The following is a 24,810-nucleotide window of genomic DNA, read 5'->3' as shown; positions in this document are numbered from 1 at the left end:
GACGCGTCACTCCACCGGTCAGTTCAGCAGGACCAGCCAGACCGCCGCGTAGTGGCACAGCGCCGCGAGAACCGTTGCCGCATGGAAGAACTCGTGATGCCCGAAGGTCTCCGGCCAGGGATTGGGCCACTGAGTGGCGTACAGCACGGCGCCGCCGCTGTAGGCGAGCCCGCCGACGAGCAGCAACACCATCGGCGCGACGCCGACATTGTGGGTCAGCGTCGCCGCCACCGGCACCACCGCCCAGCCCAGCAGCAAGTACAGCGGCACCCCGACCCAGCGCGGCGCGGTCGGCCACAGCAATTTCAGCGCGACCCCCGCCAGCGCGCCCGCCCAGACGACCGCCAGCAGCGTGACCCCGGTCGGCGTCGGCAGTCCTAGCAGCGCGAAGGGCGTGTAGCTGCCGGCGATGAACAGGAAGATCATCGAATGATCGGCGCGCTTCATGTGAATGCGCGACCGCTCGGTGCGCCAGTTCACCCGGTGATAGACGGCGCTGACGCCGAACACCCCGCACACCGTCAGCCCGTATACCAGCGTCGACCACCCGGCCTTCGCCGACACCGTCGCGGCAGTGCCGGTCAGGGCGATCACCGCCACGGCCGCGATGCCGACCGCGTAGGTGTGGATCCACCCGCGCATGCGCGGCTTGAGCGGCACATTTCGCAGCTCCTCCAGGGCTCCGAGCACGGGATTCGCCCGTTGTACCGTCTCCGCCACGCAATGACCTCCTCTGTAACCTACGGTCCCGTAGGTTGGCTCTGTTGCCACTGTACCGGGCGCGAACGCGTGCTTCAGCGCGTCGCGCCGCGCAGGTGTGCGGCGCCTGCGCGCGCCGAGGCTTGTCAGGCCGAAAAGGCGGTGACGTGACACGGCGGCGTAGGGTGGCTGTTCGTGGAACTTGCTAGTCGGGTGCGTGGCCTGCCATATCGCATCTACGAGGCGCGGCTGTCGAAACAGCTGGCGGGCAAACAACATCCGCGTCATGTAGCGGTCGTCTGTGACGGAAATCGGCGCTGGGCGCGGGAGAACGGTTTCACCGACGTCAGCCACGGGCATCGGGTCGGGGCACTGCGGATCGCCGAACTGGTCGGCTGGTGTGAGGCCGAGGGCATCGAGATGGTGACGGTCTACCTGCTGTCGACCGAGAACCTCAGCCGCGGCCAGGACGAACTGGAGACGCTGTTCGAGGTGATCCCGGACGTCGTGGAGGAACTGTCGGCGCCGGAACGGAACTGGAGCGTACGCATCGTCGGCTCGCTGGACGGGCTGCCGGCCGATATCGCGCGGCGCATGGAGAAAGCGGCCGCGGAGACGCACGGCCGCAACGGCGTGCACGTCAACGTAGCGATCGGCTACGGCGGCCGGCAGGAGATCGCCGACGCGGTGCGCTCGCTGGTGCGCCAGGAGATGTCGGCGGGGGAGACCGGCGAGGATCTGGTGCAGTCGATCACCGTCAACGCGATCGGCCAGCACCTGTACACCTCCGGGCAGCCGGACCCGGACCTGGTCATTCGCACCTCCGGCGAGCAGCGGCTGTCGGGCTTCCTGCTGTGGCAGAGCGCCTATTCGGAGATCTGGTTCACCGAGGCGTACTGGCCGGAGTTCCGGCGGGTGGATTTTCTTCGTGCGTTGCGCGATTACGCCGCAAGGCATCGGCGCTACGGGACCTGAGCCGCCCCGGTCACGAGGCCGCAACCCCGCACTGCCGCGGACACGCGATCGAGCACAGCTCTGTTGCATTGCGTGATCACGGGCTCACCAGGGCATGCGGCTCGCGTACCGTGCGAACATGAGCGACAACGGGACCGGGCAGCGCAGCACGGTCGCGGCCGGCGCGCCGCCGACCTACCTCAGCTACGAGGAATTCGGGCGGCGATTCCTGCTGTATGCCGCGTCGGAGCAGCGCATCACCGGCGCATTCGGCCAATTGACCGGCGCCGCTTTCGATTTCGGCCCCATCGGGGTCGGTCCGGGACGGCTGGCCAAGGTGTCGGCGCAGGTCCAACTGGGCGAACCGACGCTGAAACGCGACGTCGGCAACCACATCGAGTTCGATCTGGCCATCCCGCTCAGCGTCGATCTGCTGCTCGATCTGGCCCTGGACCGGCATCGCTTCCAGGTCGAGGGCTATGTGCACGTCCACCTGACCGTGCGGACGGCCGAACCGCTGCGCGTGCTCATCGACATCGCCGAGCCGCGACCGGGCGATGTGCGCATCAATGTCGCCACCGCGACCCGGCGCGGCCAGTTGCTGCGCATTCTGGCCAGTGTCGATCACGAGATCCGTCGTTTCGTGGCGCGCTATATCGCCAAGGAAATTCGCAAACCGCATATCGCCGCGGTGCGCGATATCGATGTGGCGGCCCGGCTGGACGCGGCCTGGCAGGTCTGACCGGCGCTACAGTTTGCGCAACCGGATCCGGTTGATGGTGTGATCGGAATCCTTGCGCAGCACCAGGGTCGCGCGCGGGCGAGTGGGCAGGATGTTCTCCACCAGATTGGGCCGGTTGGTGGCGTTCCAGATCTCCTGGGCCGCGATCGTGGCCTCCTTGTCGGAGAACTTGGCGTAGTGGTGGAAGTGAGATTTCGGATTCGCGAACGCCGTCTTGCGCAGCGACAGAAAACGATTCACGTACCAGGTTTCGATGTCCTCGATGCGCGCGTCGACATAGATCGAGAAATCGAACAGATCCGACACCATCAACCGCGGCCCGGTTTGCAGGACGTTGAGACCCTCCATGATGAGAATGTCCGGTTGCCGCACACAATGGAAATCACCCGGCACGATGTCGTAGAGAATGTGCGAATACATCGGCGCGCACACCTCGGCCGCACCGGATTTCACCTCGGTGACGAATCGCAGTAATTTGCGGCGGTCGTAGCTTTCCGGGAAACCCTTGCGATGCATGATGCCGCGCCGGGTGAGTTCGGCGGTGGGATAGAGGAATCCGTCGGTGGTGACGAGGTCGACGCGGGGGTGATGCTCCCAGCGGGCGAGCAGCGCCTGCAGCACACGGGCGGTGGTGGATTTGCCGACGGCGACGCTGCCCGCGATGCCGATCACGAACGGTACCTGGTGGTCGGGATGGGTTTCGCCGAGGAAGGTGGCGGTCGCGGCGAACAACCGCTGCCGTGCGGCCACTTGCAGGTGGATCAGCCGGGCGAGGGGCAGATAGACCTCCGCGACTTCCTCGAGGTCGATCTGCTCACCGAGTCCGCGCAGCCCGACCAACTCTTCCTCGGTGAGTACCAGAGGAGTCGATTTCCGCAGCGTGCGCCACTGTTTTCGGTCGAATTCCACATACGGACTCGGCTCGCTCATCCGCGCCACTTACCCACGCCCTCGACTCGGTAAACACGGCACTTCGGATGAGTTCTCACAGGTGCCGTCCCCGGCGCGGTGAGAACCGGTCCACTGTCCTCGCATAGGCGAATTGTCCTCTGGGTCAACGGACCGCCGTACGCGGGGTGTTACTACTCGCGGGTAACAAGGCGTGACGATTCTCTCTCCGGCACCGTGTACGCGGCGATGAACAGGCGTTAAGGTCGATGGTCATGCAGGCGCATCCGCTCGTGACCGAATACCTGCGGCTGGGGCTGGCATTCGACCGCCTCGAGCCCGGCTTTGTCGATGCCTACACCGGCGATCCGGCGCTGCGGCGCGCGGTGGAGAACGCACCCGCGCCCGAGCCGCGCGAGTTGGCCACGCGGGCAGCGGCTTTGCGCAAAGAACTGCCGGAGTCCGGCTTGGCGACCGAGCGCGCGGAATTCCTCGACGTCCATCTGCGGGCGCTGGAATGCTCCGGACGCAAGTTCGCCGGTGACCGGATCTCGTTCGTCGACGAGGTGCGCGCGTATTTCGATGTCGAGATCGCGCCGGGCGATGTCGAGGACTACCGCGAGGCGCATCGGCAGATGGACGAGGTGCTGCCGGGCGACGGACCGCTGGCCGAACGGGTCACCGCGCATCGCCGGGCCGACGAGATTCCCCCGGACCGGCTGCGCGCCTGTGTGGACGCGTTCTCCGGCGCGCTGCGCGAGCTCGTGCGCGCTCGCTATCCGCTGCCCGACCACGAGACCGTCGAATACGAGGTGGTCGGCGACAAGCCGTGGTCGGGTTTCAACTACTACCTGGGCAACTACCGCTCCCGGGTGGCGATCAATTCCGATCTCAAACAGCACATGGCGCATCTGCCCGCGCTGATCGCGCACGAGGCGTATCCGGGCCACCACACCGAGCACTGCCGCAAGGAGGCGGGGCTGGTCGCGGCGGGGCAGGACGAGCAGACGCTGTTCCTGGTGAACACGCCGCAGTGCCTGATGGCCGAGGGCCTGGCGGATCTGGCACTGAAGTCGATCGTCGGGCCGGGCTGGGGGACGTGGGCGCAGGACATCTACGCCGACCTCGGGCTGCGCTTCGACGGCGAACGCGCGGAACGGCTTTCGGCCGCCTCGGCGAAACTGCTGGGCGTGCGGCAGGACGCGGCGCTGCTACTGCACGACCGGGGCCGCGGCGCGGACGAGGTCGCCGAGTTCCTGCAGCGCTGGAACCTGGCCACGCCGGAGCGGGCGCGGCAGTCGCTGCGCTTCCTGTCCTCGCCGCTGTGGCGGGCCTACATCAGCACCTATGTCGAGGGTTATCGCCTGCTCGGGGGCTGGCTGGACCGGGCCGCCGACGCGGACGAGCGCGCCGAGCGATTCCGCCGCCTGCTCGACGAACCGCTCACGCCGGGCGCGGTGCGCGGGATGCCCTGACCACCCGGTCCCGGGAGCACCGTTCGAGGGCGCGACACCCGGCACATAGACTGTGCTCGTGACCCAGACGACCGCCTCTGTCAACACGCAATCCCTCGCCGAACTCGATCCCGAGCTGGCCACCGCGATGGCCGGTGAGCTGGCCCGCGAGCGCGACACCCTCGAGATGATCGCCTCGGAGAACTTCGTGCCGCGCGCGGTGCTGCAGGCGCAGGGCAGCGTGCTGACCAACAAGTACGCCGAGGGCTATCCGGGCCGGCGCTACTACGGCGGCTGCGAGCACGTCGACGTGGTCGAGAATCTGGCGCGGGAGCGGGTCAAGGCGCTGTTCGGCGCGGACTTCGCCAACGTGCAGCCACACTCGGGGGCGCAGGCCAACGCCGCGGTCCTGATGTCGCTGATGAACCCCGGCGAGCGGCTGCTCGGTCTGGATCTGGCGCACGGCGGTCACCTCACTCACGGCATGCGGCTGAACTTCTCCGGCAAGCTCTACGAGGTACACGCCTACGGGGTGAGCAAGGACGATCACCGCATCGACATGGACGAGGTGCGCAAGCAGGCGCGCGAGGTGCGGCCGCGGGTGATCGTGGCCGGTTGGTCGGCCTATCCGCGGCACCTGGACTTCGCGGCGTTCCGGGAGATTGCCGACGAGGTGGATGCCTACCTGTGGGTCGACATGGCGCACTTCGCCGGTCTGGTGGCCGCGGACCTGCATCCCTCGCCGGTGCCGCACGCCGACGTCGTCTCCTCGACCGTGCACAAGACCCTCGGCGGCCCGCGCTCGGGCGTGATTCTGGCCAAGCAGGAGTACGCCAAGAAGCTCAACAGCGCGGTGTTCCCGGGTCAGCAGGGCGGCCCGCTGATGCACGCGATCGCCGCCAAGGCCGTGGCCTTCAAGATCGCCGGCACCCCGGAGTTCAAGGAGCGCCAGGAGCGCACGCTGACGGGCGCGAAGCTGCTGGCCGAGCGACTGGCCGCCGCCGACGTCTCCGCGAAGGGCATCACGGTGCTCACCGGCGGCACCGACGTACACCTCGTACTGGTGGATCTGCGCAACTCGGTGCTCGACGGTCAGCAGGGCGAGGATCTGCTGCACGAGATCGGAATCACGGTGAACCGCAACGCCGTTCCGTTCGACCCCCGCCCGCCGATGGTCACTTCGGGCCTGCGCATCGGCACCGCCGCCCTGGCCACCCGCGGTTTCGGCGACACCGAGTTCACCGAGGTCGCCGACATCATCGCCACCGCCTTGAAGGGCGACGCCGACCAGGACGCCCTGCGCGCCCGAGTGGCCAAACTGGCCCAGGAGTTCCCGCTCTACGAGGGCCTCGAGGACTGGCGCCTGCTCGGCTGAGCCCGTAATGAACTGAGCCCCAAGGGTTCCGAATACGACCGTGGCCCGTCGATGCCTCAGTGCATCGACGGGCCACGGTCGTATTGTCGGGTGTGGACGCGTTTTTACCGCCCGTCTTCGCCTTCGATCCGATCACGGATTCCCCGCACCGACTTGTCCTCCGGCGTCCGCTGCGGCCATAAAACCGCGATCGCGAAGACCACCAACGGAATTCCGATCACGATAACGAGGCCAACCTGCCATCCGAGCACGTTCATGACGCCTCGCATTCCACGAGCCCGCCATCCTCGGCATCACCATCTCGGCGATAAGAGGACTCCAAATACACCCCCGGCCCATCCTCGGCCGACTCCCCTTCGTAGGCGCGAACTTCCAGCACGCCCCCGGGAAACTCGAACAACCGTGTGCGCCACTCCATCTCGTCCCCTCATAGCCGTCGGTATGGCAACCCCGAACCGGTCCCATTCCGCCGGCTCGAAATGCCGCCTACGACGCTAGGAAGCTGGATACCACCAGGGCGACATACTTGCAGATACTTGCAGATATTGACAGAACCGAGTACAGCGCTCATTACTCCGCGAGACAATGCCTCTTGTCATCGCAAGAACTCGCAAGTATTCGATGAGGGGAAGTCGTCATGAATCTGAAGTTCCTCGGCAGTGGAGGATCCGGCAGGAACGGGTGCCCTACCTTGTATGCCAAGGGCGAGGGGTACGTCGTCGAAGTACCGAAGGCTGAGAGGACCTACTACGGTGGAGTTTCGCGGACTCGATGATTGGATTCGGCCCTTCCTCGAGTGTCGACGCTCGGCTTTCCATATGGAAGTCCGCGATTCCTACCTGGAGCCGTCCGAGTCGGAGGCGCTGCGACGGTTCCTGAATGACGAGCCGCCGCCGGAGTACGACAAGAGCGATTGGATCCAGCTGATCCAGGATATGACCGATCGAGGTGTCGGAGTCAGTCGTATCCGGGTAGTCACTGTGCCGCACAGCGGCTATCAGCGCTGGCTATTGTCGGTTACGGGCGAGAACGTGGAGGCAGGCGAAGACATTCGATACATCCCACGTCATACGGTCCCGCCGGAAATCGTGCCATCCGACGATTGGTGGCTATTCGATGAGAGAATAGTGGTATTCAATCTGTCAGATGCCGACGGTAGACCGGCGGGTACGGGAACGACGACCGATCCCGGAATTGTCACGTATTGCCGAGAGGCCAAGGCGAAGCTCTGGCCCTTTGCTATACCTTACCGCGACTACTACGAACGTCCGGTGACCGCTCGATAGTCACGAACTCGGCTCAGGAAGGCAGGGAGGCCCTCGGCCTGCGGCTCCGGGAGATACGGCGAGATGCCGGTGTCACAGGCCGAGACCTCGCTGCTCGCGAAGGATGGCACGAATCCAAGGTATCGCGTATAGAACACGGAAAAGCGCGCCCATCGAGCGATGATATTCGTGCGTACTGCCGACATTGCGGGGCTGGTGACGAGCTACCGGAGTTGCTGGCTACACTTCACGCGGTCGACTCGGCGTATCTGGAGTGGCGGCGTGTGCTGGGCGGAGGGATCAAACGGGCGCAACAGCTCGTAATGAAGAACGAGGCCGCAGCTCAATTCATAAGAAATTATGAGCCCCAGGTGATTCCTGGGCTGCTTCAGACCGCCGAATTGCTGGGCATCGTACCGCTCACCGCCGAGACCGTTGTATCCGTCGAGAATTTCATGATGTTCGACAATCGCACGGTAAAGATCGAGGGGCATACGGCCGAATTGACCGTAACCCAACCGAGAGAGGTCGCACTCTACGGCCGCGCATTCGATGTCTTGGCGGGTCAGTCCGTGACAGGGGATAAGGCGCGAGCGCTGATCCGGACTGCGTTGGAAATTCGACGGAGTCCGGACGATCAGGGATAGCGCCTGCCCGCTGAGCCCCTACCAGAGCCGGAAACGGAAATGACGTGGGCCGCCGGTGAGCGTGGGCGCATCGGCGGTCACTGTCGCTATCAGGTCCTTCGGGTGTGGGTTCACCCAGTGCCGTTCGCCGGACCCGTCGCGTAGGACGACGGTCGGCACGGCCTCGTTGCCGTAGGCGACCGAGCGGACGAAGTCGGCCGCTTGCGGGTCGCTCCAGATGTCGACCTCACGGTGCACGATGCCGTGCCGATCGAGCACTCGCCGCATCCGCGCGCAGTACGGGCAGCCGTCGCGGCGGTAGACGATGAGTTCGGGCGCGGAGTCGGCGGACATAGCCGAAGTGTAAGGCGCGCACGACGACTACCCGCGGTGGAGCAGTCTCGCTGCCGCCCAAGGCTATTCGGGCCGGTCAGTGCACCAGGGGGCTGAGCGTCTTCCCGGCCAGTTCCAGCACGCCCGGCTCGTGGCCGTTGGCGACCATATTGACGATCACGCCGTCCACGCCGTGGTCGAGCACGCGACGCTGGATCTGGTCGGCCACATCGTCGGGGTCGCCGACGAACTGGCGGCGGCCGAGTGCTTCGCGGAGTTCCTCGACCGAGGGGCCGGAGGGATCCTGGGCGGCCTGCTTCCGGAGCAGGTCGTCCTGCAGTGCGCGGGCGCGGTCGCCGTCCTCGTCGACGATCAGGAAGGCGAGGAAGCTGGTTTCCAAGGTCGCCGGGTCGCGCCCGGCCTCCGCGCAGCGCTGCCGCAGCGCCTCGATCTTGCCGGGCAGTTCGGGAGCGTCGCAGATGATGTTCAGGTGGTCGGCGAAGCGGGCGGCCAGGGCGAAGGTCTTCTTCTCCCCGCCGCCGCCGAGCATGATCGGCAGGTCGTCGCGGATGCGCGGCTCGTTGAGGGCCTCGCGGGTGTGGTACCACTTGCCGTCGAAGGTCGGACGCTGCCCGCGCAGCATCGGCTGGATGATCTGCAGGGCCTCGTCCAGTCGCTGGAAGCGTTCGGTGAACGTGCCGAATTCGTAGCCGTAGCCGATGTGCTCGAGTTCGAACCACCCGGCGCCGATGCCGAGCACCGCGCGCCCGCCGCTGACCACGTCCAGCGTGGTGACGGTCTTGGCCAGCATCGCCGGATTGCGGTAGGTGTTGCCGGTGACCAAGGTGGACAGCTGGATCCGCTCTGTCGCGGTGGCCAGCGCGCCGAGGGCGGTGTACGCCTCCAGCATCGGCTCCTCCGGCGCACCTAGCACCGGCAGCTGATAGAAGTGGTCCATTACGAACGCGGCGTCGAAGCCCGCCGCCTCCGCCGCCCGGGCCTGGGCGATCACCGAGGGAAACAGCTCGCGCGGCGAGGTCGCATGACTGAAGTTCGGCATCTGGTACCCGAGGCGAATGCTCATCCGACGACCTTTCGCTGAGGAAGTAGATACATGCTCACCTTCGCGAAGCTACCCGCACGGCACGACTGCGAGACAGGGAGCGATCTGCCCTTGCTGTCGGCGTGATGTGGGTGTATGTGGCTCAGTCGTGCTCGGCCAGGTACTCGATGTACAGCGGCCGCAGCACCTCGGCGAGCTTGCCATCGCCGGCGTGCACGTAGTCGTCGAGCATCGGCAGCACGTACTTGATGTCGGCCTCGCTCTCGCCGATGTCGCCGGAGGCGGCCGCGGCGGCGGGAATCTGCTCGAGCAGCCGCCACAGGAACCGGATATCGCCGTGCCGGACGGCGTACTTCACGGCCCGGTCGTGCAGCTCCTTCGACGACAGCTGCTCCAGTTGCTCAACATCGGCCATGAGTCGACTCTATCCGGTGCCGCGGCGTGTGGTCCGCTATCGCGGCCCGCGACTGTGCTCCCATGGAGCCATGGCACAGCAACCCGCGGGCGGTTTCCGCGTGCAGCGTGTCTACGACCCGCCCGAGGATTCCGACGGCACCAGGGTGCTGGTCGACCGGCTGTGGCCGCGCGGCATCAGCAAACAGCAGGCACGCATCGACGAGTGGGCGAAGGACGTGACACCGTCGAACGAACTACGCCGCTGGTTCCATGCCGACCCGCAGTCGCGCGAAGCCGAGTTTCGCGACCGTTACCTGGCAGAACTTGCAGCGGATGAGCCCCAGCGAGGTCTGGCGAGACTGCGCGAGCTGGTTGCCGGAGGTCGCGTCACGCTCGTGACCGCGGTTCGGGATCCGGTGCACAGCCACGTCTCGGTACTGTTGGAGCTACTCAGCCGCTAACGAACGCGGTCCACTCGGTGACCCATCCGAAATGAGATGTGTGTCATAGCTTGAACTTTCGCTGAATTGGGTATACGTGCGCCGCGTTAACGACATATTCACCGACACGCCTGCGATCTCGGGAGCCGGAATCGCGGATGCGCAGTAACGTCGGATGTGCGGGCCGCGGCGGTGTGGCTCGTGCGGGAGGTCCTGATCGTGGCTGAGAAATTCAGTGCGAGGGGGCCGGCGCCCGGCCCTCGGGTCCACTGACCCCAGGGCGGACCGGCCCAGCGAGAACGTTCGTACGGGTGCTGTACGAACAACAAAGGAGCCCACCGTGACTGATGCACGCTCCGTCATCGCTCCCTCGGCGAAAGCCCGCTCGACCCAGAGCGCACGCTCCGGAAAGGGAGCTTCCACCTCGCAGACTGCCCGGAAATCCGGGTTGAAAACCTTCGTCATCGACACCTCCGTGTTGTTATCGGATCCCTGGGCCATCACGCGTTTCGGCGAGCATCACGTGGTGCTGCCGCTCGTGGTGATCAGCGAACTCGAGGGCAAACGGCACCATCACGAACTCGGCTGGTTCGCGCGGGAGTCCCTGCGCATGCTGGACGATCTGCGGGTGGTGCACGGGCGGCTGGACGAGCAGGTGCCGATCGGCACCGAGGGTGGCACGCTCCAGGTGGAGCTGAACCACACCGATCCGGAGGTGCTGCCGGTCGGGTTCCGCACCGACAGCAACGATTCCCGCATCCTCGCCTGTGCGCTGAATCTGGCCGCCGAGGGCCGCTCGGTCACGCTGGTGTCCAAGGACATTCCGATGCGGGTGAAGGCCAGTTCGGTGGGTCTGCACGCCGACGAGTACCACGCGCAGGACGTGGTCACGTCGGGCTGGACCGGTATGGCCGAACTCGAGGTCGCTCCCGAGGCCGTCGACCGGCTGTACGCCGAGAGCGTCATCGATCTCGACGAGGTCCGGGACATGCCCTGCCACACCGGGATCCGGCTGTTGGGCGCCAACGGCAGCGCACTGGCCCGGGTGACGTCGGACAAGCGGTTGCAGTTGGTGCGCGGGGACCGCGAGGCGTTCGGACTGCACGGCCGCTCCGCCGAGCAGCGCATCGCGCTGGATCTACTGCTCGACGAGAGCGTGGGCATCGTGTCGCTGGGCGGCAAGGCCGGCACCGGTAAATCGGCGCTGGCGCTGACCGCGGGCCTGGAGGCGGTGCTGGAGCGGCGATCTCAGCGCAAGGTGGTGGTGTTCCGGCCGCTGTACGCGGTCGGCGGTCAGGAACTGGGCTATCTACCGGGTTCCGAGAGCGAGAAGATGGGCCCGTGGGCGCAGGCGGTGTTCGACACCCTCGACGGCCTGGCCAGCCCGGAGGTCATGGAGGAGGTGCTGGCGCGCGGCATGCTGGAGGTGTTGCCGCTGACCCACATTCGGGGCCGCTCGCTGCACGACTCGTTCGTGATCGTGGACGAGGCGCAATCGCTGGAGCGCAACGTGCTGCTGACGGTGCTGAGCCGGTTGGGCAGCGGCTCGCGGGTGGTGCTCACCCACGACGTCGCCCAGCGTGACAACCTGCGTGTCGGCCGGCACGACGGGGTGGCGGCGGTGATCGAGAAGCTCAAGGGGCACCCGCTTTTCGCCCACGTGACGCTCACCCGCAGCGAGCGATCGCCGATCGCCGCGCTGGTCACCGAGATGCTGGAGGAGTACGGGCCGAACGCATAGGTCAGCAAATCCTTGGTATGTGTTTCACCTCACAGGTTGACGGGTATATTTCCACGGGATACCTGTTCGGCGTTGGTTTCGGGTGACGAGCTTCAATTCGCCGGACCATAGCCGGGCAACGGCCTGAGTTGCCGGTGGCGTCGTAGTGGCGCCACCGGCAACCATTTTCGAGAGGATGGACATGCACCACTTCGCTCGACGTTCGGCGGCTTGCACCATGACGATCGCTGCCGCGGCCCTGTTGTTCACCGGCTGCAGCAACGACGACGACAACAACGATTCGAGTAGTTCCGCCTCGGCCACCACCATGCCCGCCACCACCACGCCGGCGACCACCTCGGAGCATGAGATGGGCAACGAGAGCGGCGCGGCGACCGAAACCAAGATCGCCACTCAGAACGGTGAGATCGCCGTCGCCGGGCAGGTTCTCGCCAAGTACAACGAGACGGGCGGGCCGACAGGCGCGCTGGGCGAGCCCACCGGGGCGGCCGTGAGCGGCCCCGACGGCGGCTCCTGCCAGGAGTTCACGGCCGGTCTCATCTGCTGGAGCGAGCAGACCGGGTCGCATGTGGTGTGGGGCGACATCCGCCAGGAATGGGAGAACAGCGGCGGGGTGAACAGCAAGCTCGGCTACCCGACCACCGACGAGAAGGACATCAGCGGCGGCAAGCAGAGCGACTTCACCGGCGGCAGCATCAGCTGGAACGCCAGCGACCGCAAGACCACGGTGACCGAGAAGTAGATTCCCGACCCGCACTCGGCCCCGGAAACGTCCCAACGGTTCCGGGGCCGTTGCTGTGGATTGTCTGCGTGTTCGGCGGAGCCTTTCCCATTCGCCGGGCGGACTGGGTAGGTTGTCGGGGTGCAAACTCTGTTGACCGACCGTGAACTGCTGGAATCGCTGGCGGCGGAGGTGGAGGAGAACCTGCGGCGGCACATGGCCGTGGCGGATGGCTGGCAACCGCACGACCACGTGCCCTGGGACGACGGCCGGAATTTCGCCTTCCTCGGCGGAACCGACTGGGAGCAGGGACAATCCGAGCTGAGCGAGGTGGCGCGACTGGCGCTCACCGTCAGCGTCCTGATCGCCGACAATCTGCCCTCGTATCACCGTGAACTCGGCAAATATCTGCGCACCGGCCCGTGGTGGCGATGGGTCGGCCGGTGGACGGCCGAGGAGAACCGGCACGAGATCCTGATCCGCAACTATCTGATGGTGTCCCGCTCGGTGGACCCGGTGGAGCTGGAGCGGCTGCGGATGGCGCATATGACCGACGGTTTCCGCCGCCCGTCGCTGCATCTGCTGGATGTGCTGGCCGCGAACGCCTTCGAGGAGACCGCCGCCGCGGTGCGGCACCGCAATACCGCCGCGCTGCAGGAGAATCCGCTGGTGACCGCGATCGCCGAGCGACTCGCCGCCGACGACGAGCTGCAGGCCGTGTTCTTCGCCAATCTCGTCGCCGCCGGACTGGACCTGGCGCCCGACCAGACCGTGCGGGCCATCGCCGATCAGGTCGCCGCGTTCCGCGTCCCCGAGGTCGCGCTGCCCGGCGGCCGCAACAGCACCGAGGTGCTGGCCGAGGCGGGCATCTACGATCCGGCCCGCGAGGGCGAGCTGGTCTTCGCGCCCCTGTTGGAGCGCTGGAACATCTTCTCCCGCACCGATTTCACCGACGTGGGTGAGGCGGCGCGCGCAGAACTGGCGCACTTGCGTCGCTGAGGTAGGCGCGGGGCGTCGGACGATCGGCGCCCCGCCGGGTTCAGCGGCGTACGGCGCGCCAGAGCCCTACCGCGGTGCCGCGCAGGAAGTTCTCCCAGGAGAAGTGGTCGTGCCACAGGGTGATGCGGCCGTCCACGATTTCGAAGGTGCCGCAGACCCAGAAGGCGATCTCGACGGGCCCGGCGCGCAGGTAATCGGTGCGCTCGGTGAGCACCGTGCTGCCCTCGGCGGCGGGGGAGCCGTTGGATTCCGCGGCGATGTGGTGCATGTCGGCGCGAAAACCGAACGACGGCCGGTTCAACCCGCGCAGCAGCCCGGCCACGCGGCCGGCGCCGCGGACATCGGGCAGCGAGGTGTTCTTCCAGACGATGTCGGGATCGACGAGATCGAGGGCCTCGTGCACCGCGCCCACTTCCAGCGCCGCGAAGAATTCGCGCACCGTGGTGATCGCATCCTGCTGTAACTCGGGTAGCTCGGACATGTTCCGACTGTAAGCGCCGCGGGGTCGCTCGGGCCATGTTCCGGCCGTTGTTTCGCGCAACGGCTTTCAGCGCGCCCGGTCGGCGATCAGGGCGGCGATGCCGTCGAGAATGCGGTCGATACCGAAGGACAGCGCCTTGTTGCGCAGGGTGGCGGGGTCCGCGGCGTTGTCGGCGAAGGCCGCGACGACGTGTGGGTATCGGTCGGCGTGGGCGCCCAGGACCTGCCCGATCTGTTCGGCGAGCCGCGCCTCGAGATCGTCGTCAGCGCCGGCCGGGCCGACCTGCTGCACGAGGCTGCGGACGTGACCGAGCAGCAGCACCACCGTGTCGAGGCGTTCCGCGCCGGTGAGGGGCAACTCGGACAGGGCTGTGAGCGCGCTCTCCAGCCACGCGATCTCGTTGGGGCCCATCGGCCGCACGCCGTTGGCCAGCTCCAGCGTCCAGGGATGGTCGCGCATACGGTCGAAGATGGTCTCGGACCACATCCGCAAATCGTTGCGCCAGGCCGGCGCGGCGGGCGACGAGGACGGCGGCGTACCCATGGCCGCGTCCAGCATGAGGGCGGTGAGTTCGGTCTTGCCGGGCACATAGCGGTACAGCGCCATCTTCGCGCAGCCCAGCCGCTCGGCCAGGCGTTGCATCGACAGGTTGGTCAGGCCCTCGGCATCCGCGAGGGTGATCGCCTCGCCGACGATCCGTTCCAGCGTGAGCGAGGGTTTCGGCCCGCGCTTGGGGCGTTGCGGGGCGCCCCACAACAGGTCGAGGGTGCTCGGTGCCGACATGGTCCCCATCCTTCCCGATAGTTCCCGATTGACGAGAATCTGCGTCCAGCATACGCTGATGTTCATCAACAGCGTCCGCCGGACGCAGTTAGTGAAGGAGTTCCCCTCATGCGCAAGACCACCGTCCTCGTCTCCGGCGCCAGCATCGCCGGTCCGTCCCTCGCCTACTGGCTCGACCGGTACGGCTTCGACGTCACCGTCGTGGAGCGCGCGCCGGCGCTGCGCCGCAGCGGTCAGGCCGTCGATTTCAAGGGCGCCACGCACCGCACCGTGCTGGAGCGGATGGGTATCTGGGAGGAGATCCAGCGCCGTCAGACCGGCAAGACCGACATGGTGTATCTGGACGACTCAGGTCGCGAACGCGCCGTCATATCGGGCGAATTCACCGGCGGCGATGTCGAGATCCTGCGCGGCGACCTGGCGGAGCTGCTCTACGAGCGCACCGCGGGCAGCTGTGAGTACCTGTTCGGCGACTCGATCACCGAACTCACCGAGACCGAGCAGGGCGTGCGGGTGCGGTTCGAGCGCGCGCGAACCCGCACCTTCGACCTGGTCGTCGGCTGCGACGGAATCCATTCGGTCGTGCGGCGGCTGGCCTTCGGGCCGGAGCGCGACTATGTTCGTCACCTCGGTTACTACTACTGCCTGGCGGGCGCTCCGGGCTGGGGCCACGACCCGGACAGCAAGCAGCGCAACATCTCTCATACCTGGAGTGCGCCGGGGCGGCTGGCCGTCAAGGGCGGATCGAAGGCGTCGCAGATGTACATGTTCGCCGCGCCCCAACTCGACTACGACCGCAAAGACGTTGCGGCGCAGCGCCGTATCGTGACCGAGCGATTCGCGGGCATGGGCGGCGAGGTGCCCGGCATGCTCGCCCGGCTCGGCGAACTCGACGACTTCTACCTGGATTCCATCGGTCAGGTGCGGATGAAGAACGGCTACACGAAGGGCCGGGTGGCGCTGGTCGGCGACTCCGCCTACGGAAATACCTTGGGCGGCTTCGGCACCGGGCTCGCCGTCGTCGGCGCCTATGTGCTGGCCGGTGAGCTGGCGGCGGCCGGCGGCGACCACGTCGCGGCGTACGCCCGCTACGACGAGGTCATGCGCCGCTACGCCAAGATCGCCGGAAACTCCAACGCAGGTCACTTCCTGGCGCCGAAGACGGCGTGGGGCATCCGGGTTCGCAACTGGTTCCTCGGTTCCCGGCTGTTCGACCTGATGGTCAAATACGCCGACAACGCGGCCAACGATATCGAGCTGCGGGACTACGAGGCGGCGATCGCGGCCGGTCGCTGAAGCCGTGTTACTTCTCGCCGTCCACCTTCGCCATCGACAGCACGTCGAGCCTGCGGTCCAGCTCCGCTTCGGACAGTGTGTCGCCGATGAGGCCACGATCGACGACGGCCTGCCGAATGGTCTTGTGCTCCTTCAGCGCTTCCTTCGCCACCGCGGCCGCCTCCTCGTAACCGATGGCCGAGTTCAGCGGTGTGACGATGGAGGGGGAGGACTCGGCCAGCCGGCGCAGCCGCTCGGTGTCGGCGGTCAGGCCCGCGACACACTTGTCGGCGAACAGCCGGGACACGTTGGCCAGCAGGCGGATCGACTCGAGGACGTTGCGCGCCATCATCGGGATGTAGACGTTGAGCTCGAAGGCGCCGTTGCCGCCGCCCCAGGTGGTCGCGGCGTCGTTGCCGATCACCTGCGCGGCCACCTGCGTAACCGCCTCCGGCAGTACCGGATTCACCTTGCCGGGCATGATCGAGGAACCCGGCTGCAGATCCGGCAGCTGGATCTCGGCCAGGCCGGTCAGCGGGCCCGAGCCCATCCAGCGAATATCGTTCGCGATCTTGGTGAGGCTGATCGCGACCGTGCGCAGCGCGCCCGACACCTCCACCAGACCGTCGCGGGCGGCCTGCGCCTCGAAATGATCCTGTGCCTCGGTCAATTCGTCGAGTCCGGTCGACTTACGCAGTTCCGCAACGACTTTCGCACCGAAACCGGCGGGCGCGTTCAGTCCGGTGCCGACCGCGGTGCCGCCGATGGGCAGCTCACCCAGCCGGGGCAGCGTCGCGATCAGGCGTTCCATCCCCGCCTGCACCTGCCGGGTGTAGCCGCCGAACTCCTGGCCCAGCGTGACCGGCACCGCGTCCATCAGATGGGTACGGCCCGACTTCACCACGGTCCGCCACTCGGTGGACTTGTCCAGCAACCGCAGCCGCAGATGGTCGAGGGCCGGAATCAGGTCCCGGATCACGGCCTCGGTGGCGGCCAGGTGCGTGGCGGTGGGGAAGGTGTCGTTGGACGACTGCGACATGTTCACGTCGTCGTTGGGGTGCACCGTGATACCGCTACCGGCGGCCAGACCGGCGATGACCTCGTTGGCGTTCATGTTGGAGCTGGTGCCCGAACCGGTCTGGAACACGTCGATCGGGAACTGGTCGTCGTGGCGGCCCTCGGCGATCTCGGTGGCCGCGGCGACAATGGCGTCCGCCTTGGTGGCGTCGAGCAGGCCGAGGTCCTTGTTCACCGTGGCGCAGGCCGCCTTCAGCAGGCCGAGCGCGCGGATCTGGGCGCGCTCCAAGCCGCGGCCGCTGATCGGGAAGTTCTCGACGGCTCGCTGGGTCTGCGCGCGCCACAGTGCGTTCACCGGCACGCGGACCTCGCCCATGGTGTCGTGTTCGATGCGGTACTGCGTCTGGTCGTCGGTCATGCTTTCGACCCTAAGCCCGCGTGCGGTCGAGGTGGGCTGCCACGCCTGAGGGCTTTCGCACACGGGCGCGACCGCTGGTCCGGGAATAGTTCAGGAGGAGAACAGCATCTTGCCGAAACCGCGTTTGTGGTGCTTGTGCCCGTGGCCGTAGTGCTGGGCGCCCCAGGCCGGGCCCGCGCCCGGGGGCGGCGGCGCGCCGAAGCCGGAGCCGAGGCTGGTCAGATGCTCGAGTTCACCGTAGTCCAAGAAGATGCCGCGGCAGTTGGTGCACTGTTCGATCTGCACACCGCTGCGGTTGTAGGTCTGCATGAAACCGTGACATTTCGGGCATTGCATCCCATTCGCTCCCTAGCTTCGCGGCACGTATGCGGGCCGTGCCATATGCGTCACCCACCATACGGGAGCGCCGTCATACGCACGCACGCATTGATCAACGCGAGGTCGAGATCGTCCAGGCCCGCAGGGGACTTCGCCACCGCGAGGGCGGCGGCCTGCACCACCAGCGCCCGCGCCGGAACGTCGAGCGCCGCCCACTCGTCTCCGCGCGGCGGCACCGCCGGACCGCCGCCACGCCGATAGGCGTTCAGGAACCGCTGCCAGGCAAGGGGTTCGAGAATGCCCGCGGCGAAGTAGCCCGCGGGCCTCGCCAGATCCCACGCCGGGTCACCCACGCCCAAGTCGTCGACATCGATGAGCCGCCAACGGTTTTCGTCCAGACGTACCAGCTGGCCTAAGTGGAAGTCGCCGTGTACCAGCGTCTTCGGTGCGTTGTCCAGGGGCGGGAGGGTGTCGAAGGCGCGTAGCACGGCTTTGGTGGCGGCCGAGTCGGCGTGAGCGGCGCGCAGCCGGGCGATGGCACGGTGCACGCGGGCGGGCGCACCGGCTATCTGGGAACAGTGGGGCCGGTGCTCTGGATGCCCGGCGTTCTGTGGGTTTTCGTCGTCTACTCGTGTTCGGGTGAGTGCGATGCGGTGCAGGCGGGCGAGCAGGGTCGCGCTCTGCTCCCAGGGAGCGGAATCCGGGTCGCCGGGATCGACGGGGATGCCGTGGGGCCAAGCTGTGACCGGGCGTTCGTGGACGAAGCACAGCAGGTCACCGTGGATCGTCAGCGGTGCTACGAGGATGCTGCGTAACGGTGCGGCGCTTGCCGTTCGGAGCCGGGCGCGCAGGGCGAGCGGGTCGGTGTCGGCGGGGTGCGCCTTGACGACCAGCGCGCCTACGCGGACCACCTGGCCGTCGGCCCGGTCGGACAGCACCTCGGGAATCCCCTCGGCCCCGGCCTCCCGGGCCACGCGGATCAGTTCGGCGAACAGATCGCCCGTCGTCATCGCGGAGGGGTCAGGGCATCGGCGGGACGGCGTCCTCGTCGCCGCTGAAGTTGACCGAGGAGTATTCGCGCAGCTTGGTCAGGCGGTGGTAGGCGTCGATCATGCGGACCGTGCCCGACTTCGAGCGCATCACGATGGACTGGGTGGACGCGCCGCCGCTGAAGTAGCGCACGCCGCGCAGCAGGTCGCCGTCGGTGACGCCGGTGGCGCAGAAGAAGACGTTGTCGCCCGACACCAGGTCCTCGGTGGTCAGGATGCGGTCCAGGTCGTGGCCGGCGTCGAGCGCCTTCTGCCGCTCCTCGTCGTCCTTCGGCGCCAGCTGAGCCTGCAGTTCGCCGCCCATGCAGCGCATCGCGGCGGCGGCGATGATGCCCTCGGGCGTGCCGCCGACGCCGATCAGCATGTCGGTACCGGAGTCGGGGCGCGCGGTGGCGATGGCGCCGGCGACGTCACCGTCGGAGATCAGGCGGATGCGGGCGCCGGCGTCGCGCACCTCCTGGATGTGCCGGGCGTGCCGCGGCCGGTCCAGCACGCACACGGTCAGGTCCGACACCGAGGAGTTCTTGGCCTTGGCCACCCGGCGCAGGTTCTCCGCGATCGGGGCGGACAGATCGATCACGTCGGCGGCGTCCGGCCCGACCGCGATCTTCTCCATGTAGAACACGGCCGACGGGTCGAACATCGAACCCCGCTCGGCCACCGCCAGCACCGCGATCGCCCCGGGCGAGCCCTTCGACATCAGCGTGGTGCCGTCGATCGGATCCACGGCGAAGTCGACCTCGGGCCCCGTGCCGTCGCCGACCGCCTCGCCGTTGTACAGCATGGGCGCCTCGTCCTTCTCGCCCTCGCCGATCACGACGATGCCGCGCATCGACACCGTGGCCACGAGCTGCCGCATCGCGTCCACCGCGGCACCGTCGCCGCCCTCCTTGTCACCGCGGCCGACCCAGCGCCCCGCCGCCATCGCCCCGGCCTCGGTCACCCGGACCAATTCCAGCGCGAGGTTACGGTCCGGGGCCTCACGGCGGCTGGATGCGGGCGTAGGTGCCGTCATGTGGGATGCCTCCTAGAGTTGTGTCCTGCGCCCTGAATTGTCGCAGACCCCTCGAGCAAGAGTTCAGGTACTAGCGTCCAAGTGTCCGATGCCTCGACACGCGGGTCGCCACGGAGTGCCCATCCCTCTCTTTGCGGGTAACGACACAGGGGCGCGGCCCGGCTCGTTTCTGGACTGACGGAGCGGGGGAGCGAAGCGGAGGAGCGGAGGAGGGAAGAAGCGAGCCGAAGGGGCCGCGCCCCCGCCGGAGCGAAGCGGAGGCCGACAACACTGCATACTGGGGGGCGTGTCTTATCAGAAGCCGCGGATCATGCAGGACTATCGGGACTTGTTCTGGTCGCTGATTCCGCTGGTGCTGATCTGCCTGGTGATCGCCGCGATCGCCAGCCAGTGCAGTTTCTCCGCGGACGGTCCGACGCCGGGGAAGATTCCGAACTTCGACGTGCATGCCGCGTTGCGGGACGATGCGGGCACGCTGCCGTTCCCGATTCGCGAACCAGCCCTGCCGGAGGGCTGGCAACCGAACTCGGGCAGCCGTGACACGGTGTCGGGGAACGGTGGGGGAGCCGCCAGCACGGTCGGTTACATCACACCGCAGGGCACGTACATGCAGCTGACCCAATCCGCCGCCACCGCCGACGCGCTCGCCAACCACCTGTTGGGTACTCGGGCTCGCGGCGGCACCCAGCAGATCGGTGATCGGTCGTGGACGGTGTACCACGTCGAGGGCAGCGAGCCCGCCTGGGTTTCCGACTTCGGCGCGGTCCGAGTGCTGGTCAAGGGTGCGGGTAACCAAGAGGCGTACAAGACGCTGGCCGGCGCTGCCGGTGCGGCACAGCCTATCTCGCCTTAGTGCACCAGGTAGGTTGCGGCGCTAACCCCTTCGTGGTTCCGGCACGAAACCGTCCCTGCCATTCGGGCATGACCCCTTCCCGTCATTCCGGCATGTTCTTGGCCGGAACCCATCTGCATGGGTGTGGATCCCGGCCAAGAACATGCCGGGATGACGACGATTTCGCGAGGATGCTCTCCCTAAACGGTCGGCTCTTGCATTGGCGCCCAACCTTTTTCGCGCACCCGCAGCGGCCACCGGCACTGGGACGGCGCGGATCGGGACTGTCGCTCGGCACAGTTTCGTAGCGTCGGGAGGGGTACGCCCGCTAACGTCAGGCAAGTGGAACGCGCGGACGTCGGCTGGCTGGAGCGGGCAGTGGGTCAGCCTGTCAGCGAAGCAATGCCGGCCGAGTGGGGTGTTCAGAACCGCACCGAGCTGGTGACCCTCGCCGACGAAACCCGTGTGGTCCTGCAGCGTTACAGACGCCGCGCCGACGCCGAGCGCCGCGTACGGATCATGGAGGCCTTACGCGAACCCGCCGCGGACAAGGGCATTCCGATCCCGGTCATCCGCCGCTCCGACCTGGACGCCGACCCGCCGTGGGCCGTGTTCGAGGCACTACCGGGAGTCCCGGTGCCGGACAGCCCGGAGACCGGCCCGAAGAGCCCGCGGTTCCCCCTGGTGGCTTGGTCGATGGGCGCCCTGCTCGCCGATTTCTCCGAATTGCCCGGCGACGACCTGGATCTCGACGATTCCTGGGCCCGCCCGCGCTACCTCTCCGCCCGCGCCGACGCCTGGGCCGAATGCCTGGCCCCCGCGCTCTCGTCCCAGCAGAGCGACACCTTGGAAGAGGTGCTGGCCGACCTGCCCGAACTGTTCGACGGCCGCCCGACGGTGCTGGCGCACGGCGATTTCGCGCCGGTGAACGTGCTCGTCGAGGGCACCTCCATCACCGGCCTGCTCGACTTCGAATCGGTGCGGCTGGCCGACCCGCTCTACGACGTGGCCTGGTGGGCCTGGTCGGTGAGCTTCTCCGGCCCCGCCGTATTCACCGCCGCCTGGCCCGCCTTCCTGGACGGTGTGGGTATCGACCCGCGCGAACCCGGTCTGGTGCCGCGCGTTCGAGCCCTCCAGATGGTGTGCATGCTGGAGATGCTCGCCGAGCACGACCTCGGCCCCGACCTCTGGCGCACCGTGCACGAACGACTCGTGCGCATGCTGAGCTGAACCGGGCGGCTCCGGTCAGCGGTGGCTCACCACATTGACGACGGTGCCGTCCGGGTCGCGGACGAAAAACCGGCGCACGCCCCACGGTTCGTCGCGCAGCGCGTAGACGATCTCGGCATCGGCGGCGACCATCGCGGCGTGCGCGGCATCGACATCGTCGACCTCGACGCTGATATCCGGTTGCGGGCCTTCGGCATTCGCCCCGATGAGCAGGATCTGCGCGGTCGGGTTCGACGGCGACGCGAGCGTGACGACCCAGCCGAGGTCCATCACCTCCTCGAAGCCGAGCTGCCGATAGAAGACCCGGGTGCGTTCCAGGTCGGCGGGGCGCAGGTCCGGGACCACCCGGCGGATGCTCACGACTGCCCGCCCTCGGCGTCGCGGCGGGACAGGGCGTCCTCGACCCGCTTGCGGGCGCCGGCGAGATGCTCCTCGCAGCGGTTCGCCAGCGCCTCGCCGCGCTCCCACAGCGCCAGCGAGTCGTCCAGGTCCATGCCGCCCTGTTCCAGCATCTTCACGACGTTGACCAGTTCGTCGCGGGCGCGCTCGTAGCCGAACGTCTCGATTTCGGCGAGGTCACTGTCGGTCATTCTCGGCCTCCTTCGTCTTACCACCCAACCCTTGGCTGCCCAGTGCGGCCGCGTTGATCGCCCCGTCGGCGACCCGGATCCGCAGCTGGCTGCCGGGCGGTGCGTCGGCGACGGCGCGGATCACGTGTCGCTCCGTGCCCGAAACGCGCTGCACCACAGCGTATCCGCGGGCCATCGTGGCGGCGGGCCCGACGGCGGTGAGCTTGTCGCGCAGGTGCCGGGTGGTGGTGGACTGGGCGTCGAGGCAGTGTTCGACGGCCCGCCGCGCGGCGGTGCGCAATCGCTCGGCCTCGTCGTGCCGCTGTTCGAGCAGCCGCAGCGGATCGGCCAGCACGGGCCGGGAACGCAGCTGGCTCAGGGCGCGCGACTCCCGCTCGACCCAGCCGCGCAGCGCCGCCGCCGATCGCTCTCGCAGCTCCCGCACCAGCGCCAGTTCGGCGGCGGCGTCGGGAACGACGCGTTTGGCGGCATCGGTCGGGGTGGCCGCGCGCAGGTCGGCGACGTGGTCGGAGATCGGGTTGTCCGGCTCGTGGCCGATCGCGCTCACGATCGGCGTGGTCGCGGACACGATGGCGCGGCACAGGGCCTCGTCGGAGAACGGCAGCAGATCCTCCACGCTGCCGCCGCCGCGGGCCAGCACGATCACCTCGACATCGGGGTCGCGGTCGAGTTCGGCCAGCGCGTCCAAGATCTGGGGGACCGCGGTCGGTCCCTGCACCGCGGTGTTGCGCACCTCGAACCGGACCGCGGGCCAGCGCTCCCGCGCCACCGTCAGCACATCGTGTTCGGCGGCACTCGCCCGGCCGGTGACCAGGCCGATCACCTTGGGCAGGAACGGTATCGGGCGCTTCAAACGCGGATCGAACAGTCCCTCGGCGGCCAGCAGCGCCTTCAGCCGCTCGATCCGGGCGAGCAGTTCGCCGATGCCGACCGGGCGAATCTCGGTGACGCGCAACGAGATCGTGCCACGGCCGGTGAAATAGGTGAGCTTCCCGTACACCACGACCCGGCTGCCCTCCTGCAACGGCACCGCCGAACCGCGCAGCAACTGCGGATCGCAGCTCACCGACAGCGACATGTCGGCGGCCGGATCACGCAACACCAGAAACGCGGTGCGGGTGCCGGGGCGCAAGGAGATCTGGGTGATCTGCCCCTCCACCCAGATGCTGCCGAGCCGGTCGATCCACTGCGCGACCTTGACGGCGATGCTGCGCACCGGCCACGGGTGCTCGGGCGAGGCGCCGGGGCGGTCGCCGTCGGGCGTCGTCCGGGGTTCGGTCACTTCGCCCGCACGGTGGCGATCCGGTTCGTCAGCATGGTCACGAACGGCGCCCGGTCGCGGGTCTGCTGCTCGTAGTCGAGCAGGGCGGTGAGATCTTCGACACTGAACACGCGCAGGCGGGCGCGCAGCTGCGCCAGCGTCATGTTGGTGTAGTCGTAGCGGGTGGCGACCTCCGGTTCGATCACCTCGACCGCGCCGTTGCTGGAAGCCGTTGCGGCGAGCGTTGTTTCGGGCTCGGGCTCGGGCTCCGGTGTCACCGCCGCCTGCGCCGGGGCCGTTTCGTCCGCCGGTTCCGCGACTGTTTCGTCCGCCGGTGCGGCGGTCGCTTCGGGAGCAGTTTCCGGCTCCGGTTCGGAATACCGATCGAACGCGCTCACCCGGGCGGCCTCGGCGATATCGCGAAAGGTTTGCTCGAACTCGGTGTCCTCGTCGAAAGTGGCCCACTCGGGCTGTTCGACCGGACGGTTGGCGAGGCGGTCGAACACGGCGTCGCCCTTGAGAGCGAGGCTGGTCACGAACTGCTGCGCGTGCATCGTGGTCTGCAGCAGCTGACTGATCGCGGTGATCGGGAAATTCGCTGCCGCCGTGGGTAGCCGACGGGTTTCTTCGATGGCGTACACGGCGGCCCCGGCAGCGACACGGGCGAGAAACGGCGGTCGAAACATGCTCATAGCGTGCCCGAAACGCGGTGTGATGCAAAGAGTGGGGCCGCGTGAGTTACCCATGTGACCACTTAATCAGCCGATGTGACGGGTAGTGCCGCCGGGGTGCGCCCGGCCGCGCGGCCGATGCCCTCGTCGGCGGGCGTGTCGTACCCGCGTGGC

At 67.6% G+C, this 24,810-nt stretch carries 29 protein-coding genes and 1 pseudogene; 14 read left to right on the top strand and 16 right to left on the bottom strand.

Annotated features, from left to right (window positions below; translation table 11 throughout):
• Positions 1 to 18 precede the first annotated feature (18 nt).
• Positions 19 to 642 (bottom strand): hemolysin III family protein, encoded by a 624-nt coding sequence (locus ACFMRZ_RS16690; RefSeq protein ID WP_400182885.1) that lies wholly within the window; start codon positions 640 to 642, stop codon positions 19 to 21.
• A gap of 252 nt (positions 643 to 894) precedes the next feature.
• Between ACFMRZ_RS16690 and ACFMRZ_RS16685 the strand changes: the two genes are divergently transcribed.
• Both ACFMRZ_RS16685 and ACFMRZ_RS16680 read left to right on the top strand, forming a co-directional pair.
• Positions 895 to 1,674, top strand: coding sequence for an isoprenyl transferase (locus ACFMRZ_RS16685; protein ID WP_280271421.1), 780 nt, complete (start codon positions 895 to 897; stop codon positions 1,672 to 1,674).
• Between the two features lie 118 nt (positions 1,675 to 1,792).
• On the top strand, positions 1,793 to 2,395 hold the full coding sequence (locus ACFMRZ_RS16680; RefSeq protein ID WP_400179861.1) for a hypothetical protein: 603 nt from the start codon (positions 1,793 to 1,795) through the stop codon (positions 2,393 to 2,395).
• Positions 2,396 to 2,401: 6 nt separating this feature from the next.
• Here ACFMRZ_RS16680 and coaA read toward each other — a convergent pair whose 3' ends face one another.
• Entirely contained in the window at positions 2,402 to 3,334 is a 933-nt protein-coding gene (coaA, locus tag ACFMRZ_RS16675; protein WP_280271423.1) for a type I pantothenate kinase, read from the bottom strand.
• A 224-nt stretch (positions 3,335 to 3,558) separates the two neighbouring features.
• Here coaA and ACFMRZ_RS16670 point away from each other — a divergent pair, with 224 nt between their 5' ends.
• Together ACFMRZ_RS16670 and glyA are read left to right on the top strand one after the other, a co-directional pair.
• Entirely contained in the window at positions 3,559 to 4,758 is a 1,200-nt protein-coding gene (locus ACFMRZ_RS16670) for a DUF885 domain-containing protein (RefSeq protein WP_400179860.1), read from the top strand.
• A gap of 58 nt (positions 4,759 to 4,816) precedes the next feature.
• On the top strand, positions 4,817 to 6,112 hold the full coding sequence (glyA, locus tag ACFMRZ_RS16665) for a serine hydroxymethyltransferase (RefSeq protein ID WP_280271425.1): 1,296 nt from the start codon (positions 4,817 to 4,819) through the stop codon (positions 6,110 to 6,112).
• Between the two features lie 104 nt (positions 6,113 to 6,216).
• On the opposite strand, the gene ACFMRZ_RS16660 is transcribed toward glyA, so the two are convergent.
• Entirely contained in the window at positions 6,217 to 6,369 is a 153-nt protein-coding gene (locus tag ACFMRZ_RS16660; RefSeq protein WP_400179859.1) for a hypothetical protein, read from the bottom strand.
• 495 nt (positions 6,370 to 6,864) lie between these two features.
• Here ACFMRZ_RS16660 and ACFMRZ_RS16655 point away from each other — a divergent pair, with 495 nt between their 5' ends.
• The 3 genes and pseudogenes from ACFMRZ_RS16655 (at position 6,865) to ACFMRZ_RS16645 (ending at position 8,024) form a co-directional block, all read left to right on the top strand.
• Entirely contained in the window at positions 6,865 to 7,398 is a 534-nt protein-coding gene (locus tag ACFMRZ_RS16655) for a DUF6879 family protein (RefSeq protein WP_400179858.1), read from the top strand.
• Positions 7,317 to 7,592, top strand: a pseudogene (locus tag ACFMRZ_RS16650) (helix-turn-helix domain-containing protein); the annotation flags it as partial. The gene ACFMRZ_RS16655 and the pseudogene ACFMRZ_RS16650, both read left to right, overlap by 82 nt.
• A gap of 108 nt (positions 7,593 to 7,700) precedes the next feature.
• Positions 7,701 to 8,024, top strand: coding sequence for a Scr1 family TA system antitoxin-like transcriptional regulator (locus tag ACFMRZ_RS16645; protein WP_400183066.1), 324 nt, complete (start codon positions 7,701 to 7,703; stop codon positions 8,022 to 8,024).
• A gap of 18 nt (positions 8,025 to 8,042) precedes the next feature.
• Here the strand turns inward: ACFMRZ_RS16645 and ACFMRZ_RS16640 are convergent, their stop codons facing one another.
• The 3 genes from ACFMRZ_RS16640 to ACFMRZ_RS16630 all read right to left on the bottom strand — a co-directional run bounded on the left by ACFMRZ_RS16640 (position 8,043) and on the right by ACFMRZ_RS16630 (position 9,814).
• Positions 8,043 to 8,357: a glutaredoxin domain-containing protein gene (locus ACFMRZ_RS16640; protein ID WP_280365545.1), complete on the bottom strand. Its 315-nt coding sequence runs from the start codon at positions 8,355 to 8,357 to the stop codon at positions 8,043 to 8,045.
• Between the two features lie 76 nt (positions 8,358 to 8,433).
• Positions 8,434 to 9,420 (bottom strand): LLM class F420-dependent oxidoreductase, encoded by a 987-nt coding sequence (locus ACFMRZ_RS16635; protein ID WP_400179857.1) that lies wholly within the window; start codon positions 9,418 to 9,420, stop codon positions 8,434 to 8,436.
• Positions 9,421 to 9,541: 121 nt separating this feature from the next.
• On the bottom strand, positions 9,542 to 9,814 hold the full coding sequence (locus ACFMRZ_RS16630; protein WP_280272645.1) for a hypothetical protein: 273 nt from the start codon (positions 9,812 to 9,814) through the stop codon (positions 9,542 to 9,544).
• A 70-nt stretch (positions 9,815 to 9,884) separates the two neighbouring features.
• Here ACFMRZ_RS16630 and ACFMRZ_RS16625 point away from each other — a divergent pair, with 70 nt between their 5' ends.
• The 4 genes from ACFMRZ_RS16625 to ACFMRZ_RS16610 all read left to right on the top strand — a co-directional run bounded on the left by ACFMRZ_RS16625 (position 9,885) and on the right by ACFMRZ_RS16610 (position 13,696).
• Complete coding sequence (locus ACFMRZ_RS16625) at positions 9,885 to 10,256, top strand: DUF488 domain-containing protein (RefSeq protein ID WP_400179856.1); 372 nt, start codon at positions 9,885 to 9,887, stop codon at positions 10,254 to 10,256.
• A 427-nt stretch (positions 10,257 to 10,683) separates the two neighbouring features.
• Entirely contained in the window at positions 10,684 to 11,976 is a 1,293-nt protein-coding gene (locus tag ACFMRZ_RS16620; RefSeq protein WP_400182884.1) for a PhoH family protein, read from the top strand.
• 217 nt (positions 11,977 to 12,193) lie between these two features.
• On the top strand, positions 12,194 to 12,718 hold the full coding sequence (locus ACFMRZ_RS16615; RefSeq protein ID WP_400179855.1) for an LGFP repeat-containing protein: 525 nt from the start codon (positions 12,194 to 12,196) through the stop codon (positions 12,716 to 12,718).
• Positions 12,719 to 12,838: 120 nt separating this feature from the next.
• Positions 12,839 to 13,696: an acyl-ACP desaturase gene (locus tag ACFMRZ_RS16610; protein ID WP_400179854.1), complete on the top strand. Its 858-nt coding sequence runs from the start codon at positions 12,839 to 12,841 to the stop codon at positions 13,694 to 13,696.
• A 40-nt stretch (positions 13,697 to 13,736) separates the two neighbouring features.
• On the opposite strand, the gene ACFMRZ_RS16605 is transcribed toward ACFMRZ_RS16610, so the two are convergent.
• Both ACFMRZ_RS16605 and ACFMRZ_RS16600 read right to left on the bottom strand, forming a co-directional pair.
• Positions 13,737 to 14,177, bottom strand: a complete 441-nt coding sequence (locus ACFMRZ_RS16605; RefSeq protein ID WP_187686919.1) for a limonene-1,2-epoxide hydrolase family protein — start codon at positions 14,175 to 14,177, stop codon at positions 13,737 to 13,739.
• Positions 14,178 to 14,243: 66 nt separating this feature from the next.
• Positions 14,244 to 14,960 (bottom strand): TetR/AcrR family transcriptional regulator, encoded by a 717-nt coding sequence (locus ACFMRZ_RS16600; RefSeq protein WP_400179853.1) that lies wholly within the window; start codon positions 14,958 to 14,960, stop codon positions 14,244 to 14,246.
• Between the two features lie 108 nt (positions 14,961 to 15,068).
• Here ACFMRZ_RS16600 and ACFMRZ_RS16595 point away from each other — a divergent pair, with 108 nt between their 5' ends.
• Entirely contained in the window at positions 15,069 to 16,256 is a 1,188-nt protein-coding gene (locus tag ACFMRZ_RS16595) for an FAD-dependent monooxygenase (protein WP_400179852.1), read from the top strand.
• A gap of 7 nt (positions 16,257 to 16,263) precedes the next feature.
• Here ACFMRZ_RS16595 and ACFMRZ_RS16590 read toward each other — a convergent pair whose 3' ends face one another.
• From ACFMRZ_RS16590 to glpX, 4 genes are all read right to left on the bottom strand, one after another.
• On the bottom strand, positions 16,264 to 17,670 hold the full coding sequence (locus ACFMRZ_RS16590; RefSeq protein WP_400179851.1) for a class II fumarate hydratase: 1,407 nt from the start codon (positions 17,668 to 17,670) through the stop codon (positions 16,264 to 16,266).
• A 90-nt stretch (positions 17,671 to 17,760) separates the two neighbouring features.
• On the bottom strand, positions 17,761 to 18,006 hold the full coding sequence (locus tag ACFMRZ_RS16585; RefSeq protein ID WP_280272653.1) for a zf-TFIIB domain-containing protein: 246 nt from the start codon (positions 18,004 to 18,006) through the stop codon (positions 17,761 to 17,763).
• Between the two features lie 50 nt (positions 18,007 to 18,056).
• The gene (locus ACFMRZ_RS16580; RefSeq protein ID WP_400179850.1) at positions 18,057 to 18,998 is read right to left on the bottom strand and encodes a phosphotransferase family protein; all 942 of its coding nucleotides are present in this window, start codon (positions 18,996 to 18,998) and stop codon (positions 18,057 to 18,059) included.
• 10 nt (positions 18,999 to 19,008) lie between these two features.
• Complete coding sequence (gene glpX, locus ACFMRZ_RS16575; protein WP_280272655.1) at positions 19,009 to 20,052, bottom strand: class II fructose-bisphosphatase; 1,044 nt, start codon at positions 20,050 to 20,052, stop codon at positions 19,009 to 19,011.
• 286 nt (positions 20,053 to 20,338) lie between these two features.
• On the opposite strand from glpX, the gene ACFMRZ_RS16570 reads away from it, so the two are divergent.
• Both ACFMRZ_RS16570 and ACFMRZ_RS16565 read left to right on the top strand, forming a co-directional pair.
• The gene (locus ACFMRZ_RS16570) at positions 20,339 to 20,905 is read left to right on the top strand and encodes a DUF4245 domain-containing protein (RefSeq protein WP_400179849.1); all 567 of its coding nucleotides are present in this window, start codon (positions 20,339 to 20,341) and stop codon (positions 20,903 to 20,905) included.
• Between the two features lie 321 nt (positions 20,906 to 21,226).
• Positions 21,227 to 22,114 (top strand): phosphotransferase family protein, encoded by an 888-nt coding sequence (locus ACFMRZ_RS16565; RefSeq protein ID WP_400179848.1) that lies wholly within the window; start codon positions 21,227 to 21,229, stop codon positions 22,112 to 22,114.
• A gap of 15 nt (positions 22,115 to 22,129) precedes the next feature.
• On the opposite strand, the gene ACFMRZ_RS16560 is transcribed toward ACFMRZ_RS16565, so the two are convergent.
• Genes ACFMRZ_RS16560 through ACFMRZ_RS16545 form a run of 4 tightly spaced genes read right to left on the bottom strand, consistent with a single transcriptional unit; the run spans position 22,130 to position 24,651 of the window.
• The gene (locus ACFMRZ_RS16560) at positions 22,130 to 22,474 is read right to left on the bottom strand and encodes a VOC family protein (RefSeq protein WP_280272658.1); all 345 of its coding nucleotides are present in this window, start codon (positions 22,472 to 22,474) and stop codon (positions 22,130 to 22,132) included.
• A complete protein-coding gene (locus ACFMRZ_RS16555) occupies positions 22,471 to 22,704 on the bottom strand; it encodes an exodeoxyribonuclease VII small subunit (RefSeq protein ID WP_280272659.1) in 234 nt (77 codons plus the stop codon). Before ACFMRZ_RS16555 ends, ACFMRZ_RS16560 begins: the two co-directional genes overlap by 4 nt.
• Positions 22,691 to 23,986: an exodeoxyribonuclease VII large subunit gene (gene xseA / locus ACFMRZ_RS16550; RefSeq protein WP_400179847.1), complete on the bottom strand. Its 1,296-nt coding sequence runs from the start codon at positions 23,984 to 23,986 to the stop codon at positions 22,691 to 22,693. The genes ACFMRZ_RS16555 and xseA overlap by 14 nt, the downstream gene beginning before the upstream one ends.
• Positions 23,983 to 24,651, bottom strand: a complete 669-nt coding sequence (locus ACFMRZ_RS16545; protein ID WP_400179846.1) for a lipid droplet-associated protein — start codon at positions 24,649 to 24,651, stop codon at positions 23,983 to 23,985. The genes xseA and ACFMRZ_RS16545 overlap by 4 nt, the downstream gene beginning before the upstream one ends.
• Positions 24,652 to 24,810: the final 159 nt, after the last annotated feature.

The sequence above is a fragment of the Nocardia sp. N2S4-5 genome, assembly GCF_044628355.1.
GTDB classification, from domain to species: domain Bacteria; phylum Actinomycetota; class Actinomycetes; order Mycobacteriales; family Mycobacteriaceae; genus Nocardia; species Nocardia wallacei_B.
Note: the sequence above shows the minus strand (reverse complement) of the source record. Positions and strands in the feature narration are given on the sequence as shown.

Coding starts and splice junctions, on each gene's coding strand:
- ACFMRZ_RS16690 (WP_400182885.1), bottom strand. CDS start 642: ATGCGCGGGTGGATCCACACCTACGCGGTCGGCATCGCGGCCGTGGCG.
- ACFMRZ_RS16680 (WP_400179861.1), top strand. CDS start 1,793: ATGAGCGACAACGGGACCGGGCAGCGCAGCACGGTCGCGGCCGGCGCG.
- ACFMRZ_RS16670 (WP_400179860.1), top strand. CDS start 3,559: ATGCAGGCGCATCCGCTCGTGACCGAATACCTGCGGCTGGGGCTGGCA.
- ACFMRZ_RS16660 (WP_400179859.1), bottom strand. CDS start 6,369: ATGAACGTGCTCGGATGGCAGGTTGGCCTCGTTATCGTGATCGGAATT.
- ACFMRZ_RS16645 (WP_400183066.1), top strand. CDS start 7,701: ATGAAGAACGAGGCCGCAGCTCAATTCATAAGAAATTATGAGCCCCAG.
- ACFMRZ_RS16640 (WP_280365545.1), bottom strand. CDS start 8,357: ATGTCCGCCGACTCCGCGCCCGAACTCATCGTCTACCGCCGCGACGGC.
- ACFMRZ_RS16635 (WP_400179857.1), bottom strand. CDS start 9,420: ATGAGCATTCGCCTCGGGTACCAGATGCCGAACTTCAGTCATGCGACC.
- ACFMRZ_RS16630 (WP_280272645.1), bottom strand. CDS start 9,814: ATGGCCGATGTTGAGCAACTGGAGCAGCTGTCGTCGAAGGAGCTGCAC.
- ACFMRZ_RS16625 (WP_400179856.1), top strand. CDS start 9,885: ATGGCACAGCAACCCGCGGGCGGTTTCCGCGTGCAGCGTGTCTACGAC.
- ACFMRZ_RS16615 (WP_400179855.1), top strand. CDS start 12,194: ATGACGATCGCTGCCGCGGCCCTGTTGTTCACCGGCTGCAGCAACGAC.
- ACFMRZ_RS16605 (WP_187686919.1), bottom strand. CDS start 14,177: ATGTCCGAGCTACCCGAGTTACAGCAGGATGCGATCACCACGGTGCGC.
- ACFMRZ_RS16600 (WP_400179853.1), bottom strand. CDS start 14,960: ATGTCGGCACCGAGCACCCTCGACCTGTTGTGGGGCGCCCCGCAACGC.
- ACFMRZ_RS16595 (WP_400179852.1), top strand. CDS start 15,069: ATGCGCAAGACCACCGTCCTCGTCTCCGGCGCCAGCATCGCCGGTCCG.
- ACFMRZ_RS16590 (WP_400179851.1), bottom strand. CDS start 17,670: ATGACCGACGACCAGACGCAGTACCGCATCGAACACGACACCATGGGC.
- ACFMRZ_RS16585 (WP_280272653.1), bottom strand. CDS start 18,006: ATGCAATGCCCGAAATGTCACGGTTTCATGCAGACCTACAACCGCAGC.
- ACFMRZ_RS16580 (WP_400179850.1), bottom strand. CDS start 18,998: ATGACGACGGGCGATCTGTTCGCCGAACTGATCCGCGTGGCCCGGGAG.
- glpX (WP_280272655.1), bottom strand. CDS start 20,052: ATGACGGCACCTACGCCCGCATCCAGCCGCCGTGAGGCCCCGGACCGT.
- ACFMRZ_RS16555 (WP_280272659.1), bottom strand. CDS start 22,704: ATGACCGACAGTGACCTCGCCGAAATCGAGACGTTCGGCTACGAGCGC.
- ACFMRZ_RS16545 (WP_400179846.1), bottom strand. CDS start 24,651: ATGTTTCGACCGCCGTTTCTCGCCCGTGTCGCTGCCGGGGCCGCCGTG.